We start from the raw sequence: 18,238 nt of genomic DNA, 5'->3' as shown, positions 1-18,238 counted from the left end.
ACGGGGCGGGTTCGATGCGCTGGGGACGGCCGGTGCGGCGCGTGGGCGCCGGACGCCAGGTGTACGGCGCCCAGCGGAGGGCCGGCTCACGGCGGAGGGCCGGCTCACGGTGGAGCCGCCAGTCCGGTCTGGAGCAGTCCGACACCGCGCCGGGTGACGAACTGCGCACGGCCCGGGGGCAGGGTGCGCGGCTTGGCCTCACCGATGAACTTGCCCTCCTCCTTGGGGTAGGAGAGGAGCAGTGCCGGACTGCCCAGTTCCCACATGCGGCGCAGCAGCGGGTCCATCATGGCGCGCATCGCTCCGGAGGTGCTGCGCGCGACGACGATGTGCAGCCCGATGTTGGCCGCCTGGGCCAGCAGCGGCACCATGGGCGTCATCGGGTTGTCCATGGCGCTGCCGGTGGCGAACAGGTCGTAGTCGTCGATGAGCATGAACAGGCGTGGTCCCGTCCACCAGTCGCGCTGCGGCAGCCGCTCGGGGGCGATGTCGGGGCCGGGCACCCGGCCGCTCACCGACACGGCGGCGCTGGCCGCGAGTTCCGCCAGTGCCTCGGTGCCCACGGCGTAGCCGACGCGGTACTCCTCCGGGACGTCCCGCAGGAGCTGCCGGCTGGGGTCGGCGAGCAGGATGCGCGCCTCGTCGGGGGTGTAGCGGGCGGTGATCGCCCTGGCGACCAGGCGCAGCGCGTTGGTCTTCCCGGTGGCGTCGTCGCCGAAGGTCATCAGGTGCGGCACCTTCGCGAAGTCGTGCCAGACAGGCTGCAGGCGCTTCTCGTCCCAGCCCAGGCAGGCCCGCATGTCGCCCTCCGGCGGCGGCAGCTGGTCCACCGGCAGGTTGCTGGGCAGCAGCCGTACGCCGGGTGCCGACCGGCCGGGCCAGAACGTCTCGATCTCCGCGGCCGCGGCCTTGGTCGCGCTGGTCAGGTCCTCGATGTCCGACGAGCCGTCGAGCCGGGGCAGTGCCGACAGGAAGTGGTGGCTCGAACTGGTGAGACCGCGCCCGGGGCGCGAGGGCACTCCGGCAGCCTGACGGGTTCCGACCTCCGACTCCATGCTGTCGCCGAGCCGGAGCTCCAGCTTGGTGCCCATCAGGTCACGCTGCTTGGGGCGGATCTCCGACCAGCGGACCGCCGAGGCCACCACGTGCACGCCGAAGGAGAGGCCGCGGGAGGCCAGTTCGGCGACGCGGTCCTCCAGTTCCTCGAAGTCCTGCCGGAGGGTGGCCCACCCGTCCACCACGAAGAAGACGTCGCCGTACGGGTCGTCGATCTGCCCGCTCCTGCGCAGCGCGCGGTAGGCGGCCATCGACTCCAGGCCCAGGCTGGTGAAGCGCTCCTCGCGCGTCTCCAGCACCTGGGTCATCTCCTCGACGGTGCGCAGCACCCGGTCGCGCTCCAGCCGGGTGGCCACCGAGCCGACGTGCGGCAGACCCGCGACGGAGACGATGCCGCCGCCGCCGAAGTCCAGGCAGTAGAACTGGACCTCCTCCGGTGTGTGGGTCAGGGCGAGCGAGAGGATCAGGCTGCGGAGCAGGGTGGACTTGCCGGTCTGCGGTGCTCCCGCGATGCCGACGTGTCCGTCGGCCCCGGAGAGGTCGGCGACCAGGAGTTCGCGTATCTGCTCGTAGGGCCGGTCCACCATGCCGAGCGGCACCTTCAGGGCGCCGAGCGCCGGGTAGTCGCTCGCGCTCATCCCGCGCAGCGGGTCGGGCACGATGCCCGGCAGCAGCTGGTCGAGGCTCGGCGACTCGTCCAGCGGCGGCAGCCACACCTGGCGGGCGGGCGGGCCGGCGTCGCCCAGCCGGTCGATCAGCACGTCGAGCAGGCTCTCGGAGCTCTCGGACTGCTCCTCGTCGTCCGACGGCTCGTCCGAATCCCGTGAGTCATCCGGGTCGGCGGACCCCAGGTCGGCCGGCAGCGGCGCCCGTTGCTCCAGACCGAAGGGGACGATCTCGGCGGCCGGCCCGCTCGGGTCGTCGCCCGCAGCGGCGCGGATCTGCGGTTCCGGACAGGGCCCGGAGACGTAGGCGGCCTTGAAACGGACCAGGTTGGTCGTGTCGATCTTCAGATAGCCGTGGCCCGGAGCCGAGGGCAGCTCGTAGGCGCCCGTGACGCCGATGACGCTGCGCGACTCCATGGAGGAGAAGGTGCGCAGGGCGATCCGGTACGAGAGGTGGCCGGCGACCTTGTGGATGCTGCCTTCGTCGAGTCGCTGCGAGGCGAGCAGCAGGTGCACGCCGAGGCTTCGCCCGACGCGTCCGATCATCACGAACAGCTCGATGAACTCCGGCTTGCTGGAGAGCAGTTCGGAGAACTCGTCGACGATGAGGAGCAGCGAGGGCAGCGGGGCCAGCCGGGCGCCGCCCAGCCTGGCCTTCTCGTACTCGAAGAGGGAGGGGTATCCGGCCTCGCGGAGTAGTTCCTGACGACGGATCACCTCACCCTGGAGCGAGTCGCGCATCCGGTCGACCAGCGGCAGCTCGTCGGCCAGGTTGGTGATCACCGCGGAGGTGTGCGGCAGCTTCTCCATGTTGAGGAAGGTGGCGCCGCCCTTGAAGTCGACCAGGACCAGGTTGAGGATCTCGGAGGAGTGGGTCGCGCACAGGCCGATGACCAGGGTGCGCAAGAGTTCGCTCTTGCCGGAGCCGGTGGCACCGATCAGCAGACCGTGCGGCCCCATGCCGCTCTGGGCGGACTCCTTGAAGTCCAGCTCGACGATCTCGCCGTCCTCGGTCACACCGACGGGCACCCGCAGGCGGGAGTGCTGCGGGGTGCGCGATCGCCACTGGGCGGACACGTCGAACGCCCGCGGATCGCGGATGCCGAGCAGGGCGGTCAGGTCGAAGTCGTTCTCGAACGGTTCGTCGACCAGGTCCACGATCCCGCTGGTGCGCATCGGCGCGAGGTACCGGGCCAGGCTCTCGGCCGCGGCGAGGCTCAGCGCGTCGGCTCGCGCGGACGCCGTCGAGTCGCCGGACGGGAAGGTCACCTGTCCCTTCTCGGTGGTCAGACGCAGCACCTTCGAGCCGCCGGTCATGGCGCCGGTCAGGTCGAGCAGGACGACGTTGCGCAGTCCGGCGCCGAGCAGCCGGGAGCCGGTCGGTATCTGCGTGCCGGCGGCGACGATCACCACGAACGGCTCGGAGGTGCTCGGCGCCTCCGACTTGTCGTGGTCGGGTCGGTCGCTGACGTCCTGGCCCAGGAGATCCATGAGGGCGTCGTGGTCGGTGGCGACGAGCCGCAGCGCACCGGCCGCGTCGTGCTCGCGCGGATGGGCGTTGTGCGGCAGCCACTTCACCCAGTCCCAGTCCGCCCGGCCCCGCTCGTCGGCGAGTACGGCGATGCGCAGCTCGTCCGGCGAGTGGAAGACGGCCAGCTGGCAGAGCATCGACCGGACCAGGGCGTACGCGTAGGTGCCGTCCCCGGCGAACTCGACGCTGCTGAAGTTGCGCAGCGAGACGGGGACGGCCATGCCCTCGACCGTCTGGTGGGCCTTGATGAACCGGCGCAGCGAGATCGCCGAGAGGGGTTCGAGGTCCTCGACGGGCTTGGTCTCCGGCGGGATGAAGTGCAGCGCGGCCCGCCGTGAGCCGAGCCCGGCCCGGACCCGGGCGAAGTCGTCGTGGCTGGCGCGGCGCTCCCACAGCCGGGGGCTCATGGCCAGCGACCACAGGTCCTCGGGCTCGGGATGGTCCCAGGAGACGGCGGCCCGCTGCTCGCCTGCGGCGTCCCTGGCCTGCTTGCGCAGTTGGGCGAGGTAGCGCAAGTAGTCCCGGCGCTCGGCCCGCATCCGGCGCTTGCGTTCGCGTCCCGCCTGCCCGAGCTGGGTCAGGCTCATCGCGATCATGGAGACGCCCATCATCCCGGACATCATGTACGTGGTCGGCGAGCCGTTGCCCATGGAGAGGCCCACCGCCATCGCGGCCGAGCCCAGCCCCATGGGGAGGAAGGCCAGCGCCGACCCGAACTCCACGCTCGCCGGCTCACCGAGCACCGGTGGTTCGGCCAGCTCGATCTCGCCCTCGGGCATCTCGGGAGCGGTAGCGCGCGAGCCGCGCTTCACCGGCACCGTGTTCGTCATCCGCGTCCTTCCTCCATGGACATCGAGTGGAAGCGCTCCCAGAGGTTCACAGTGCTCCGCAGCGCATCGCGTAGGCGACCGCGTGCGAGCGGTTACGCAGGTTCAGCCGGGTCAGCATGCCGCTGACGATGTTCTTGATGGTCCGCTCCGAGTAGTTGAGCTGCTGCGCTATCTCCACGGTGTCCAGGCCGTCGGCGAGCAGCCTCAGCACCTCGACCTCCCGCTCCTGCAGACCGCCGACGGTCAGGCCGTTGGGCACCAGCACGGTGCGCTGGATCGTGCGGACCTGTTCGAGCAGCCAGCCGACCATCTGCTCGGGGACGAGGGCGCGCTCTCGCCCGCTGTCCCGGATGGTCTTCACCACACGGTCCCGGTCGGCTTCCTCGCGCGGCAGGAAGGCCACCAGCCCGCTGGTGACCGCGCGCATCAGGTGGTGTTCGGAGATGGTCTCGGCGAGGAGCACGATGCGCATGTCGGGGTTGGTCGACTCGGTGGCGGCGCGTTCCATCCAGCAGACCATCTCCTCGGTGGTCTGGTGGACCGTGACCAGCAGGACGTCGGCTTCGCGCCTGCGGTCGGGCGGGAGCAGCGTGATCCCCGGGACGGAGCGCAGACAGGCGACGGCACCCTCGCCGCTCACCGGGTCACCGGCGTGCACGGCCACGCTGACCACCGCGCCCCGTTCGCCGACGACCGGCGCCTCTACCGAGCGGGCGGCCATACCGACCAGCCTGCGTCGACCGGGTGGCGCGCATCAGTGGCGGCGCGCACCGCGAGAGATCGGACACTGGCCATAGACGCTCCAATACTGAGTGGTGCTAACCCCACGCGCTCGCGGGTCCTTTCCCTTCCGGCGGCCGGTTCGGCCACCGCACAAACCCTGATTTGACGTGTACCTCACAAGCTGAATGGGTGTGGCGGGGCCGTGTCGGGTCCCCGGGGTCACGGGAGCGCAATGTGCGCGTTGTCGGCGCATGCGCAAAAGTTGCTTTACTTCTAAAGTGCCGGGATGGGCTGGTCAAGCAAAGATTTGGTAATTCGGCAGGTCGACAAGGTGCCTGTGCCTCCGGTTGGGGTCGGAGGCTAGAGATTCCATGGGTTATGCGGTGTGTGAGGGCTGTAGATGTGGCGAAGGTAATACGCCCGCAGGGTCGCGGAGTTCATCAAATGTTCACCGGTTGCCCACGCCACCCCCGCGGAATTGCAGCGAACCGCTGAACATATTTCAATTTCCTGCCGGCCCTCCGCTGCCCGAATTTGGGCGACACGGCTTCGCATACTTACCGGCCGGTAATTTGAATTTCCTCGCGCGTGGCGCATTTCGCGACCCGGGCGGCCTCGGCGGTGCTCTGATGCGGCGGCGGCGCTGGTGGTGACGGCCGGTCCGGAAGGGGCCGCCGTCGGGGAGGCGGAGATGCCGGTCGGGGTAACGGAGTTGTCGGTCGGGGTAACGGAGTTGTCGGGCGGCGTCGTACTCGGCGATGACATCGGGCTCTTTGACGACGGTGCGGAGGTGGCCACCCGGGACGGATCCACGGACGCGGCGCCGGCCTGGGACGCCCCCTCCGGCACGCGCGCCCGCACGCCCTCCGGCGGGGAACCGTCCCGCGAGGGGCTGTCGTAGGCGAACAGCCCGCCGAGGAAGGCGCCCGTCAGCAGTCGTCCATGTCCGCCAAGTCCTTTGGAGGCTGCGGGAAACTTCGGCGCCAGCCCGGTCCCGCTCCGCGGAGTCGTCACCCAGCTCCACGAACAGCCCTGTCCGCACAGGATCGAAGTCCTCCGCGGCCGCCGCGTGCGTGCGCGCGTCGCGACGGGCAAGACCACCGCCCTCGGGCCGGCCACGCCGATGCCGCGTGAGGGTTCTCCGGGTGCCGGCCCGCCGCAGCCTGGCCCGCCTGGAGGCGCACAGGTGAGGCGTGTTGTGGGTGTTGCGTGATGAAGTGCGGCAGGGATCTTCCGCAACGCGTACGGACCGTGCACAGTCAGGATCCGCCATGCATCGGCGCATGGCGCGTCGCCGGGAGGACAGTCGATGGCAGCTCACCACCGTCCCCAGCGGCCGGAGATCCCATCCGCCGCCGCCCCGGACGGCATCGGCCGGCGCAGATTCCTGGGGTACGTGGTCGCCGCCTCGACGCTGACCGTGGCCGCCCCGCTCGGCGAGGCGGCCCTCGCGCCCACCGAGGCGGCCGCGGCCGTCCCTTCCGTACCGGGCCCGGCCGAGATCTACGACCTCAACGACATGCTCACCCACGCCGCGCTCCCCACGGCGAACCTGATCACCATCCGCCTCGACTCCGACGGCACGGCCTCCTTCGCCCTGCCGCGCGCCGAGGTCGGCCAGGGCATCACCACCTCCAGCGCCATGCTCATCGCCGAGGAGCTCGACCTGCCGCTGGAGAAGATCCGCGTGACCCTCGCCGACGCACGGCCCGAGCTGTTGTTCAACCAGGTCACCGGCGGCTCCAACACCACCATCTCCACCTACACCCCGATCCGCGTCGCGGCCGCCGTGGCCCGGGGCCGCCTGCTGAAGGCCGCCGCGCTGGAACTGGGCGAGGTCGTCGACACCCTGACCGCGAAGGCGGGGGTCATCACCTCGACCGTGACCGGCAAGAGCCTCTCCTACGGCGAACTCGCCGAGAAGGCCGCCTCGGTGGCCACCGGCCAGGTCTCCGTCACCCTGAAGGAGTCCGCCGACTTCAAGGTCATCGGCACCGCGCGGCGGCGTATCGACGCACTCGAGGCGGTCACCGGCCGCAAGAAGTTCGCCATGGACGTGCATGTGCCGGACGCGCTGCCGACCATGGTGTGCCGGCCGCCGACGATCAACGGCACCGTCGGCTCGGTGAGCAACCTGGACGAGGTGCGGGCCATGCCCGGCATCACCGACGCCGTACGGATTTCCACCGGCGTCGCCGTGCGCGGCCGCACCTTCGGCCAGTGCATCGACGCGGTACGCGCGCTGGAGGTCACCTGGCAGCCGGGAACGGCGGAGGACGCCTCCGACGACTCCATCCGCTCCGAGCTCCGCAAGGCCGAACTCCCCCTCCCCGCCCTCGACTTGCTGACCAAGTCCGTCGACGCCCGCTTCACCTTCCACTTCGCCAGCAACAGCGCACTGGAGACCAACTGCGCCATCGCCGACGTACGCGAGGACTCGGCCGAGATCTGGGCGAGCCTGAAGACCCCGATCGTCGCCCAGGAGGAGATCGCGCTGAAACTCGGTCTCCCGGTGAGCGCGGTGAAGGTCCATGTGACGGAGGGCGGCGGCTCGTTCGGCCGCAAGCTTTTCCACGACGCCGCCGCCGAGGCCGCCGAGATCTCGAAGGCGATGGGCAAGCCCGTCAAGCTGATGTGGCACCGCACCGACGACTTCCGCCAAGGCCGCACCCATCCCATGTCCACCTCCCGGGTGCGCGCCACCTACGCACTCGGCCAGGTCCTCACCTACGACCAACGCCACACCTCTGTAGCCACCGACTTCGGCCACGGCGTCGGCGAGATCATCACGGCCGAGGCCGCGCGCCTGCCCGTCGGCGACCTCACCTTCTCCGAGACGATCTTCACGCTCACCCAGCAGACTCCGTACAACTTCGGCGTCGTCACCCAGCTCCTCGGCGAGACCGACAAGCGCTTCCACACCGGCTCCATGCGCAACATCTACTCGCCCAACGTGCGGTGCGCGCAGGAGCTGGTCGTGGACGAGCTGGCCAAGCGCATGGGCAAGGACCCCTACCGGTTCCGCCGCGCCTTCCTCAAGGACGAGCGGGCACGGGCCGTCCTCGACAAGGTCGCCGAGGTGGGGGAGTGGGGCCGCGGCATGCCGGCGGGGACGGCGCAGGGCATCGCGATCCACCCCGAGTACCACGCGTACGTCGCCGTCCTCGCCGAGATCGACTGCCGCCCGGAGACCACCGGACGGGAGATCCCCGACGCGTACACCGGGCCGCGCGTCACCAAGGTCGTCTGCGCCGTGGACGTGGGGCTGGCCGTCAACCCGCGCGGCCTGCAGGCCCAGATGATGGGCGGCATCATGGACGGCATCGCGATCACGCTCAGCTCCGGGCTGCACCTCGCGGGCGGGCACTTCCTGGAAGGCAGTTGGGACAACTACTTCTACACCCGCCAGTGGAACACCCCACCGGAGCTGGAGATCGTCGTCATGCCGCCGACCACCGAAACCCCCGGCGGAGCGGGCGAGTTGGCCGTGGCGGGCGCGATGGCGGCCGTGGCCTGCGCCTATGGTCGCGCGACGGGCAGGATGCCGACGACGTTCCCCCTCAACCACGGCGAACCGCTCGGCTTCGAGCCGCTGCCCACCACCCCGCCGATCCCCGCGTCCCCGACCGACGGCCTGAGCCGCGCCTTCTAGGAGCCACCGTGCCCGAACACACCTTCATCCTCAACGGCGAGTCCGTCACCGTGGACATCGAGGACGACGTACGGCTGCTGTGGGTGCTACGGGACGTCCTGGGCGTCACCGGACCGAAGTACGGATGCGGCCTCGGAGTGTGCCAGGCGTGCACGAGCCACATCAACGGCAAGGCGTTCAACCCCTGTTCGGTCCCGGTGAAGGACCTCCGTCCCTCCGACGAGGTCACCACCATCGAGGGCCTGCCCGCCACGGTCGGCAAGGAGCTCCACCCCATGCAGGAGGCCTGGCTGGAGTACGACGTCGCCCAGTGCGGCTACTGCCAGCCCGGCCAGATCATGACCGCTGTCGCCAAGGTCCGCCAGGCCCGCGAGGAGGGGCGCGACATCACCGAGGCCGACCTCGACGAGATCCGCAACGTCTGCCGCTGCGGGACCTACCACCGCATCCGCGAGGCGATCGTGGCGGGCGCGAAGAAGTACTGAACGCGCCCGCGGGTGACGTGCGGGGCGGCGTCGAGGTAGGCCGAGGGGTACGGGGTGGCGACCTCGTCGTACCACGTGGCAATCACCGTGCAGGTGAAGTCCGGGTCGGTCTCGCCACCCGGCGCGCCTTGCAGGCCGCCCCGAGGAGCGCGGTGCCCCCGGGATCGCGGCGGCGAGCAGGTCGAGGCCCAAGAACGTGGTGCCGTGGTTGGGCGGGCTGAGGCGACGAGTTTGTCGACGCCCCGGATCAGGTGCAGGTCCGCCAGTTCGTCGTCGGGACAGCCCCGCCTCGTTGGCCCAGGCGCTGCGCACCCATGCGCTGCGACCCAACGCCCGCTGATTCTCGGGGAGTCACCAGTCCCGAAAGGTCGCCAGCAGGTGGTCGCGGACCAGGGCGACATGCGGGTTGCCGGACGAGCCCGGGCGCTGGACGAGGAAGCCGGTGTTGATGGGCGGATCGTCCGGGTCGTGCAGCAGGACCAGTACGCCCGAGGCCAGCTCGGCGGCGCACAGGTAGCGGGGGAGCACGCTGAACCCCGTACCGCCCGCCACCGCGGCCTTGACCGCGTTCAGGTCGGGCATGGTGACCGCGGGGTGGCGCACCAGACGCTTGCCGAAGACATGACGCCAGTAACGGCGCACGATCGGAACGTCCTCGGCGTAGGCGACCAGCGGCACGCCGTGCAGCGCGGCGGGCCCGTCGGCAGCGATCCGTGCCGGCCCGCCGATGCGCTCCGCCCAGGCGGGAGCCGTGACCAGTACGAACTCCTCGTCCGTCATCGGCACCGAGGCCAGGGTGCGCCCGCGCGGCCGGTAGGTCGAGACCACCAGGTCGTAGCGGCCCGCCCGCAGCTCCTCCAGAAGCGGTTCGGTCAGGCCTGGGGTGATGCGCAGCCGTACGCCCTTGTCGACCAGTGGCGCGAGGGTCGGCATGACGCGGTGGGTGAGCAGCTCGGCCGGACCGGCGAGATGCACCGGCTCCGGCTGCTGGACCTCCAGGGAGCCGCCCGGCCCTGTGACGGTGGCGAGGGCGTCCAGCGGCTCGACGATCCGGGAGGCGAGCTCGTCCGCGTAGGGAGCCGGGGTGACGCCGCGCGCCAGACGCTGGAACAGCTCCCGGTCCAGCTGGCGCTCCAGTGTGCGGATCTGTGTGGTGACCGTCGGCTGGGACAGGCCCAGCAGACGGGCGGCGGCGGTGAAGGAGCCGGTGCGGTACACGGCCAGGAAGGTGCGCAACAGGTTCAGGTCCACTTGCGCCGCACCGCTGGGCTGGACGCTCTCCGCCTCCCCCCTGGCCTCCCCATTGGAATCCTTATGTCTCATATGCATGAGCCTATTGGATTCCAATGGCAGGGCGTGCGTACGGTCGGTGCGACGACGTACTGAGCCTCTCGAAAGAGCACCCCATGTCGAAGATCCTTTTCGTGATGACCGGCGCCGACCACTGGACGCTGGCCGACGGCACCAAGCACCCCACCGGCTTCTGGGCGGAGGAGGCGGTCGCCCCCTACGAGGCGTTCAAGGCCGCCGGTCACGAGGTCGTCGTGGCCACGCCGGGCGGCGTCGTGCCGCCCGTCGACCAGGGCAGCCTCGCGGCCGAGGTCAACGGCGGTCAGGAGAACGCCGACCGGGTTGCCGCCGTGCTCGCCGCGATGACGGAGCTGCGGGAGCCGGCCCGTCTGGAGGACGTGAACCTCGACGACTACGCGGCCGTGTTCTACCCCGGCGGTCACGGACCGATGGAGGACCTGGTCGTGAACGCCGACTCCGGCAGGCTGTTGACCCTCGCCCTGGAGTCCGGCAAGCCGCTGGGCGTCGTCTGCCATGCGCCCGCCGCACTGCTCGCCGCCACCGAGGCCGACGGCACCAACACCTTCGCCGACTACCGGGTGGCCGCGTTCACCAATGCCGAGGAGATCCAGGGCGGCCTCGCCGACAAGGCCAAGTGGCTGCTGCAGGACCGGCTCACCGAGGCCGGCGTGCAGGTCCAGGTGGGCGAGCCGTGGGTCCCGAACGTCGTCGTCGACCGCAACCTGGTCACCGGCCAGAACCCCGCCTCCTCCGCCCCGCTCGCCGTCGAACTGCTGAAGAAGCTGGGCTGAACCATGGGCGCCGCCCGGCCCGGCGAGCGCTGATCGGCCTCCGTCTTCCCCGGCGGAGTGAGCGGTGCGACGATGCCGGGATGATCACACCCCCGGACCCATTCGACGACCGACCCCCGGGCCGAAAGCTCCAGGTGGAGACCCACGGCCTCGACGTGATCGCCGACGCCGAACGCAAAGGCACTCCCCGCACCCTGTTCTGGCCGTGGTTCGGCGCCAACGTGTCGATCCTGGGCCTGAGTTACGGTGCCTTCGCGCTCGGCTTCGGGATCTCCTTCTGGCAGGCGCTGGTCGCGGGAGTCGTCGGCATCGTCTTCTCCTTCCTGCTGTGCGGATTCGTCGCCGTGGCCGGAAAGCGCGGGTCCGCGCCGACGATGGTGCTCGCTCGCGCCGCGTACGGAGTGCGCGGCAACCGCCTGCCGTCGGTGATCTCCTGGGTCCTCACCGTCGGCTGGGAGACCGTGCTGTGCGCCCTGGCCACCATGGCCACCGCGACCGTGTTCGGCCGGCTCGGCTGGGGCGGCGGCACCGAGACCAAGGTGGTCGCCCTTGTCCTGGTCGGGGCGTTGACCGTCGTCGTCGGTGTCATGGGCTTCGACCTGATCATGCGGCTGCAGACCGTGATCACCGTGGTCACGGGCGTGCTCACCGTCGTCTACGTCGCCCTCGTCGCCGACCACATCCACTGGTCCGCCGTCAGCGCCGTACCGGCGGGCTCCGCCCAGGAGTTCATCGGCGCCCTCGTCTTCATGATGACCGGCTTCGGCCTCGGATGGGTCAACGCGGCCGCCGACTACTCCCGCTATCTGCCGCGCACCGCATCGAGCCGGGGCGTGATCGGCTGGACCGCCTTCGGCGCCTCACTGGCGCCCCTGCTCCTGCTGGTCTTCGGACTCCTGCTGGCCGGTTCGTCCGGCAAGCTCAGCGCCGCCGTCGCCGCCGACCCGATCGGCGCACTGACGACGATCCTGCCGACCTGGTTCCTGGTCCCGTTCGCCGTCGTCGCCGTCCTCGGCCTCGTCGGCGGCGCGGTCCTGGACATCTACTCCTCCGGCCTGGCCCTGCTCTCGGCGGGCCTGCGCATGCCCCGCTACGTGGCCGCACTGGTCGACGGCGTGCTGATGATCGTGGGCTCGGTCTACATCGTGTTCGTCGCCGACGACTTCCTCGGCCCGTTCATGGGCTTCCTCACCACCCTCGGCGTGCCCATCGCCGCATGGTGCGGCATCATGCTCGCCGACCTGACCCTGCGCCGCGGCGCCTACGACGAGCCCGACCTCTACCGCCCGACCGGCCGCTACGGCGACGTACCGCTCACGCCACTGCTCCTGACCCTCGGCGCCACCGCCCTCGGCTGGGGCCTGGTCACCAACTCGGCGGCGGGCTGGCTGGACTGGCAGGGCTATCTGCTCGGCCCCCTGGGCCTCGGCGGCAGGTCCGGCGGCTGGGCCTACGCCAACCTCGGCGTCCTCGCGGCCCTCGCCCTCGGCTTCGTCGGCACACTGGTGCTGCGGCGCGGACGCGTCCGCGAACAGGAGGCACAGGCACCGAGCCCGACGGCGGACGAGGGGGCCACCGTATGACCACCGGGTGGCTCGCCGTCATCGACATGCAGCGCGTCTTCGCCGACCCCGACAGCCCCTGGGCCTCCCCAAGATTCGCCGAAGCGGCGGCAGGCGTACGGCGCCTGCTGCCGGCCTTCGGGGACCGGGTCACGTTCACCCGTTTCGTGGCACCCGGCGAACCGGAAGGCGCATGGCGGGCGTATTACAAGCAGAACCCCTTCGCCCTGCAACCTCCGCAGGCCCAACTCTGGCAGCTGACGGACGAGTTCGCCGCCCATGCACGCCACGTCCTGGACGCCACCACCTTCGGTAAGTGGACTCCGGAACTGGCCCGATGCACCACCTCGGAGGGCCGCCTGGTCCTGGCCGGCGTCAGCACCGACTGCTGCGTCCTGTCGACGGCCCTGGCGGCGGCCGACGCGGGCGTCGAGGTGCTGGTCGTCGCCGATGCCTGCGCGGGTGCGGACGACGACTCGCACGCCAAGGCGCTGCAAGTGATGGACCTGTACCGGCCGTTGATCCGCGTGACGACCGTGGCAGAGCTGCTGGAGGAGACGATGTGAGCCACCCGCATCGCCTGGCCCTCCTCGGCGGAGGTTTCTCCACCGACGACGACGGCCTGTTGGACGACTGGGTGCTGGGGCATGCGCGCACGCCTCGCCCAAAGGTCTGCTTCCTGCCCACGGCCGGCGGCGACGCCCCCGCGTACATCGAGAAGTTCCTCGTCGCCTTCCGTGACCGGCCGGACTGCGAGCCCTCCGTCCTGCGCCTGTTCGAGAGGAAGCTCGACGACGAGGCGCTGCGCGCGTTCGTGCTCGCTCAGGACGTCGTCTACGTCGGCGGCGGCAACACCGCGAACCTCCTCGCCGTGTGGCACGTGCACGGCGTGGACCGCCTGCTGCGCGAGGCCTACGACCAGGGAACCCTGCTGTGCGGCATCAGCGCGGGTGCCAACTGCTGGGCCGAGAGCTCGCACACCGACTCCTTCGGCCCGCTCACCTTCCTGCCGGACGGCCTGGGCCTGCTGCCGGGTTCGGTGTGCCCGCACTACGACAGCGAACCCGGGCGCCGCCCGTCCTACCGGGCCGCCGTGGCGACGGGCGTCCTGCCCGCCGGATGGGCCCTCGACGACGGCACCGGCGCCCTCTTCACGGACGGCCGGCTCACGGAGACCGTGTCCCGGGTTCCGGGCGCGTCCGTGTACCGGGTGACGGAGGGGGCCGGTGAGGCCGACGAGCGGGTGCTTCCGTGCCGGATCCTGTCTCGAATCTCGGCTCGGAAACCACGGCTCGGAAATTACGGCTCAGAGGTCTCGGATTCGAGCGACTTGCGGGTCTCCCTGCCGTACACGCCGGACTCGTCGCCGAGGATGACGCGGGTGAGCTGGTACGTGCGTACCGCGCCTTCGACCTCGCGGTCGTAGTCGCCGTCGACGTTTCCGCCGTAGTGGCCGATCTGGCGCAGGCGGAGCTGGAGTTCGGTGACTTCCGGTCCCTGGTCGCCGAGTCGGAGGACCGGAGCTGCGTCCTGCGGGGCGCTCGGCGCGGGGGTGGGGGAAGCACTCGTGGTGGTGCCGGGGCCGGACGGGGTGCCGGTCGGCGTGGGGGAGGTGCTCGGATTGTCCGAGCCGCCCGTAGAGGGCGTACTCGACGACCCGGTCGGACTCACGGGCGCCGCCGCGGAGGAGGTGCCGTTCGACTGCTCCCCAGGGGAGTTGTCCTCCGGGGCCGAACCGTCGGGCAGGGGCGCCCGCACACCGTCGGGCAGCGACCCGTCCCGCGAGGGGCTGTCGTACGTGAAGAGGCCGCTGACGAAGGCTCCCGTCAGCAGGACGGCCAGCGCGGCGCCCGCCCCGGTGATCACGAGGGTGCGGCGTCCGCGCCGGGTGCCCGCCGGGGTCTGCGCGTCCGCCGGCTGCCGTTCGTCTCCGCCGAGTTGGGGTACGTCGGAGAGGCCGCGGTCGACGGCAGGCGTTGCCGTCGAGGAAATGATGGGCGGGTCGTCCGGATCTCCGCCCTCCCCCGAGCCGTCACCGAGCTCCACAAACGGCCGTATCCGCACCGGATCGAAGTCCTCCGCGGCCGCCGCCTCAGCCGTGCGCGTCTCGCGATGGGCGTCGGACGCGAGGCGGCCGCACGAGCAGGCCGATGTGCCGTCCGTCGCCAGAGGGGTGCCGCACTCGGGGCAGACAGGGCCGTTCGGTTCGCTCACGTGCAGGTCCCTCTCCGTGCAGATGGTGGAAATTTAAACAGACGTTCTCCACGCAATCTCCATGAGCCCGGGATTTGGCGGAACCAGCCCCTCCGGGCGGCCGAGAACCAGCGGCCCTAGGCGGAACGACGGGGCGTCCGCGCGGTGGGCCGGTCGAGATGCGTGGTGAACCAGTCGCGGGCCAGTTCGGCGACGGTGGTGAGGGTTCCGGGTTCCTCGAAGAGGTGGGTGGCGCCGGGGACGACGGCGATCCGGTGCTCGCAGTGCATCCGGTCGGCGGCAAGGCGGTTGAGGCTGAGCACCTGGGTGTCGCGACTGCCGACGATGAGCAGGGTCGGTGCCCGAAGACGGGTCAGCGCCGCCGGAGTCGCCAGGTCCGGGCGGCCGCCGCGGGAGACGACCGAGCGGATCTCGGAGCCGGACAGCGCGGCCGCCTCCAGCGCGGCGGCGGCTCCGGTGCTGGCCCCGAAGTAGGCGACGGGCAGGCCGCTTTCCCGGTGCAGCCACACGGATGCGGCGTGCAGGCGCCGGGCGAGCAGGAGGATGTCGAAGACGTTGTGCCGGTCTTGGGCCTCGTCGTCGGTGAGGAGGTCGAGCAGCAGGGTGGCCAGGCCCGCCCGGTTCAGGGCGGTGGCCACGTACCGGTTGCGTGGGCTGTGCCGGCCGCTGCCACTGCCGTGCGCGAACGCCACGGCGGCCGGCGCACCCTCCGGCACGACCAGGCGGGCGCCTAGCTGAGCTCCGGCGGCCGGGATCAGCACCTCACGGTTCGGGGGCGTGGCCGCGGCGGGGGAGCCGGGCATCGACCGGGCGGCCTGCGCGAGCAGGGACGTGACCTCGGCGTCCGAGACCTGGGCGAAATCCCGGTACCAGGCACCCACCGAGCCGAGGACCTCGTGGGTCTGCGGGCAGACGACCTCGTCGGCCACCTGCCGCAGCCGGGCGACGCTGTGGTCAGGGCCGACGGGCACGGCGAGCACGACCCGGGCCGCGCCCTGACCTCGTACGACCCGGCAGGCGGCCTCGGCCGTGGCCCCGGTGGCGAGCCCGTCGTCCACCACGACGGCCGTACGCCCGGCGACCGGCAGCGCTTCGCGCCCTCGGCGGTAACTGCGCACGCGCCGCTCCAGCTCGGCCCGCTCGACCGCCTCGACGGCCTCCTGCTCGGCGGAATCCAGCCCAGCCTCGCCGATCACGTTCCGGTTGAGGACACGGACCCCGTGCTCGCCGATCGCCCCGAAGCCCCACTCCGGCTGCTCGGGCACGCCCAGCTTGCGCACCACCAGCACATCCAGCGGGGCGCCGAGACACCGGGCCACCTCGGCCGCCACGGGCACCCCACCCCGCGGCAGCCCGAGCACCACCACATCCTGGCCGTGCAGCTCCTGAAGCCCCTCGGCCAGCAGCAGCCCGGCTGCCCTGCGGTCGTCGTATCGCATCGCCGCCTCCCGCGCCCACGAGGGCGGGAGCCTGTCCTTACCTCTTCAGGCTACGACTGTTCGCCCGCGGCCCGGCACTTGGCGATATCCGGTCGGTGCCGCCCTGGCGGTTGCCGTGTTCAATCACTCGTATCGCGTCACGCATCACGGCACGAACGGACGGCCCCACACGTCAGGAGGCATCGTGATCGCCGCTCCCGAGCCCGGTCTGACCGAACGCGACATCGTCGAACGCGCCGTGCACCTGCGGCCCGTGCTGCTCGAACGCCAGCCGGAAACAGAACGGCTGACGCACTACCCCAAGGACACCCACGACGACTTCCTGCGGGCCGGCTTCTACCGGATCCTCCAGCCGCGCCGCTACGGCGGCTACGAGTTCGGCCTGCCCACCTTCTACCGCGTCGTCACCGAGATCGCCCGCGGCTGCCCCTCCACCGGCTGGGCCCTGTCGCTCACCGCCGCCCACGTCCTGCAGGTCGCCACACTCTTCGGGGAGAAGGCGCAGGACGAGATCTTCGGCGCCGACGGCGACTTCCGTGCCGCGTCCTCGGTGGCGCCCATCGGCGTCGCCCAGCCGGCCGGCGACGGCCATGTCGTCCTCGACGGCACCTGGCCCTACTCCTCGGGAGCCCCCTACTCCACCCACTACGTCGGCCAGACCCTGCGCGCCCCCGACCGCCCCGGCGCCCCGCCCGGACCGCCGGTACTGTTCGTCGCCCCGCGCTCGGTGTGGACCGTGCTCGACGACTGGCACGGTGTCCTCGGCCTGCGCGGCAGCGGCTCCAACAGCATCCACATGGAGCAGGCCCGCATCCCCGCCCACCTCACCCGCGAGGCGAGCCTGCTCGACCTGCCCGTCGAGGGCGGCAGCGTCGGCTCCGAGCTGCACGGCAACCCCATGTACGCCGGCCGGGCGCCGAGCTTCTTCCACGGCGAACTGGCCGCCATCATGATCGGCACCGCGTACGCCGCAGCCGACGAGTACGCCCGGGCCGTCGCCGACCGCCCCCTCACCCTGGAACCCGACCGCACCCGAGCCGAGCTCCACGACTACCAGCGGCACCTCGGCGAGGCCCTCGGTGTGATCCACACGGCCGAGGCGGCACTGCAGCGCACCGCGGAGGAATGGATGGAGACCTGCCGGCGCAACACCACCGGCAACGCCCCCTTCACCGTCGCCGAGGACAACCGCCTCGCGCTGATGTTCCTGAACGCGGGCCGCATGACCTGGGACGTCCTCCAGGGCACCCTCTTCCGTACGGCCGGTTCCCGGCACGCGCGCGACGGCGAGCGGATGCAGCGCTACTTCCGGGACGCGGCCACGTACTGGACCCACGTCGGCCCCGGCATGGCAGAGCCCCTCGCCCGCCGGGTCGGCTGTGACCGCCTGGGGCTTCCCTCCGAACACATTCCGTTGATCCCCTGAGGACGTTCTTCTGCCGACCCCGTCGATCCCCTGGTCAGTCACAGGAATGCTCCGGTCCGGATCGGGTACGCGAGCAGGACCGCCCAACCGCCGCTACCAGGGGATCTGCCATGGAAACACCCGCGAACGACAACACCGCCACTCCGGCCCGGCAGGCGCTGGACGCGCTGGCCGACAACACCGAGGACGCGGCAGCGATGGACACGCTGGCGAGCAGCGAGGTCCTCGTCCCCGTGCCCGACGACGCCGAGCAGGACGCCACCGACCCGGGCGCCGTGGCGCTGCCGGTCATCGAGAGGGCAGGCGGTGAGCCGGTCGTCCCCGTGTTCACCTCCGAGCCCGCGATGGCCGAGCTGCTGCCCTTCGTCTCCCGCTACCGCCTGGTACCGCTGGGCGCACTGGCCTCCCAGTGGCCGGCCGACGACCTGGCCCTGACCATAGACGCCGGCTCCGCACACCCCCTGACCCTGACGTCGGAGGGGGTACGGACCCTACTGGCGCGGCCTTAGCGCCGGACCACGACGCCAAGGGGATGAGCGGCACGGACGCCGCT

The 18,238-nt window shown here is 71.2% G+C and carries 13 protein-coding genes and 1 pseudogene; 9 read left to right on the top strand and 5 right to left on the bottom strand.

Features of this window, described 5'->3' with window-relative positions; translation table 11 throughout:
• Positions 1 to 104 precede the first annotated feature (104 nt).
• Both eccCa and EHO50_RS11640 read right to left on the bottom strand, forming a co-directional pair.
• Complete coding sequence (eccCa, locus tag EHO50_RS11645; protein ID WP_128429823.1) at positions 105 to 4,082, bottom strand: type VII secretion protein EccCa; 3,978 nt, start codon at positions 4,080 to 4,082, stop codon at positions 105 to 107.
• Positions 4,083 to 4,128: 46 nt separating this feature from the next.
• The gene (locus tag EHO50_RS11640) at positions 4,129 to 4,803 is read right to left on the bottom strand and encodes a response regulator transcription factor (protein ID WP_128429822.1); all 675 of its coding nucleotides are present in this window, start codon (positions 4,801 to 4,803) and stop codon (positions 4,129 to 4,131) included.
• A gap of 693 nt (positions 4,804 to 5,496) precedes the next feature.
• Here EHO50_RS11640 and EHO50_RS11635 point away from each other — a divergent pair.
• The 3 genes from EHO50_RS11635 (at position 5,497) to EHO50_RS11625 (ending at position 8,942) form a co-directional block, all read left to right on the top strand.
• Entirely contained in the window at positions 5,497 to 5,706 is a 210-nt protein-coding gene (locus EHO50_RS11635) for a hypothetical protein (RefSeq protein WP_128429821.1), read from the top strand.
• Between the two features lie 408 nt (positions 5,707 to 6,114).
• Positions 6,115 to 8,457, top strand: a complete 2,343-nt coding sequence (locus tag EHO50_RS11630) for a molybdopterin cofactor-binding domain-containing protein (protein WP_128429820.1) — start codon at positions 6,115 to 6,117, stop codon at positions 8,455 to 8,457.
• 8 nt (positions 8,458 to 8,465) lie between these two features.
• Complete coding sequence (locus EHO50_RS11625) at positions 8,466 to 8,942, top strand: (2Fe-2S)-binding protein (protein WP_128429819.1); 477 nt, start codon at positions 8,466 to 8,468, stop codon at positions 8,940 to 8,942.
• Between the two features lie 351 nt (positions 8,943 to 9,293).
• Here EHO50_RS11625 and EHO50_RS11620 read toward each other — a convergent pair whose 3' ends face one another.
• Positions 9,294 to 10,265: a LysR family transcriptional regulator gene (locus EHO50_RS11620; RefSeq protein WP_128429818.1), complete on the bottom strand. Its 972-nt coding sequence runs from the start codon at positions 10,263 to 10,265 to the stop codon at positions 9,294 to 9,296.
• 83 nt (positions 10,266 to 10,348) lie between these two features.
• Here EHO50_RS11620 and EHO50_RS11615 point away from each other — a divergent pair, with 83 nt between their 5' ends.
• The 4 genes and pseudogenes from EHO50_RS11615 to EHO50_RS11600 all read left to right on the top strand — a co-directional run.
• Positions 10,349 to 11,044 carry a type 1 glutamine amidotransferase domain-containing protein gene (locus tag EHO50_RS11615; protein WP_128429817.1) on the top strand — a complete coding sequence of 232 codons (696 nt, stop codon included), beginning with the start codon at positions 10,349 to 10,351 and terminating at the stop codon, positions 11,042 to 11,044.
• A gap of 80 nt (positions 11,045 to 11,124) precedes the next feature.
• Entirely contained in the window at positions 11,125 to 12,627 is a 1,503-nt protein-coding gene (locus tag EHO50_RS11610) for a purine-cytosine permease family protein (protein WP_128429816.1), read from the top strand.
• Positions 12,624 to 13,172 carry a cysteine hydrolase family protein gene (locus EHO50_RS11605; RefSeq protein ID WP_128429815.1) on the top strand — a complete coding sequence of 183 codons (549 nt, stop codon included), beginning with the start codon at positions 12,624 to 12,626 and terminating at the stop codon, positions 13,170 to 13,172. The genes EHO50_RS11610 and EHO50_RS11605 overlap by 4 nt, the downstream gene beginning before the upstream one ends.
• Positions 13,169 to 13,870 (top strand): annotated as a pseudogene (locus EHO50_RS11600) (Type 1 glutamine amidotransferase-like domain-containing protein); the annotation flags it as partial. The gene EHO50_RS11605 and the pseudogene EHO50_RS11600, both read left to right, overlap by 4 nt.
• A 35-nt stretch (positions 13,871 to 13,905) precedes the next feature.
• On the opposite strand, the gene EHO50_RS11595 reads toward EHO50_RS11600, so the two are convergent.
• Both EHO50_RS11595 and EHO50_RS11590 read right to left on the bottom strand, forming a co-directional pair.
• Entirely contained in the window at positions 13,906 to 14,820 is a 915-nt protein-coding gene (locus tag EHO50_RS11595) for a peptidoglycan-binding domain-containing protein (protein WP_128429814.1), read from the bottom strand.
• Positions 14,821 to 14,936: 116 nt separating this feature from the next.
• A complete protein-coding gene (locus tag EHO50_RS11590; protein WP_128429813.1) occupies positions 14,937 to 16,259 on the bottom strand; it encodes a phosphoribosyltransferase family protein in 1,323 nt (440 codons plus the stop codon).
• 184 nt (positions 16,260 to 16,443) lie between these two features.
• On the opposite strand from EHO50_RS11590, the gene EHO50_RS11585 reads away from it, so the two are divergent.
• Together EHO50_RS11585 and EHO50_RS11580 are read left to right on the top strand one after the other, a co-directional pair.
• Complete coding sequence (locus EHO50_RS11585) at positions 16,444 to 17,685, top strand: acyl-CoA dehydrogenase family protein (RefSeq protein WP_128429812.1); 1,242 nt, start codon at positions 16,444 to 16,446, stop codon at positions 17,683 to 17,685.
• 110 nt (positions 17,686 to 17,795) lie between these two features.
• Positions 17,796 to 18,194 carry an SseB family protein gene (locus tag EHO50_RS11580; RefSeq protein ID WP_128429811.1) on the top strand — a complete coding sequence of 133 codons (399 nt, stop codon included), beginning with the start codon at positions 17,796 to 17,798 and terminating at the stop codon, positions 18,192 to 18,194.
• Positions 18,195 to 18,238: the final 44 nt, after the last annotated feature.

Origin of the sequence: Streptomyces cyaneus (assembly GCF_004028635.1) — a bacterium.
GTDB lineage: Bacteria > Actinomycetota > Actinomycetes > Streptomycetales > Streptomycetaceae > Streptomyces > Streptomyces cyaneus.
The sequence above is the reverse complement of the archived record's forward strand: the minus strand, read 5'-3'. Positions and strand labels throughout refer to the sequence as shown.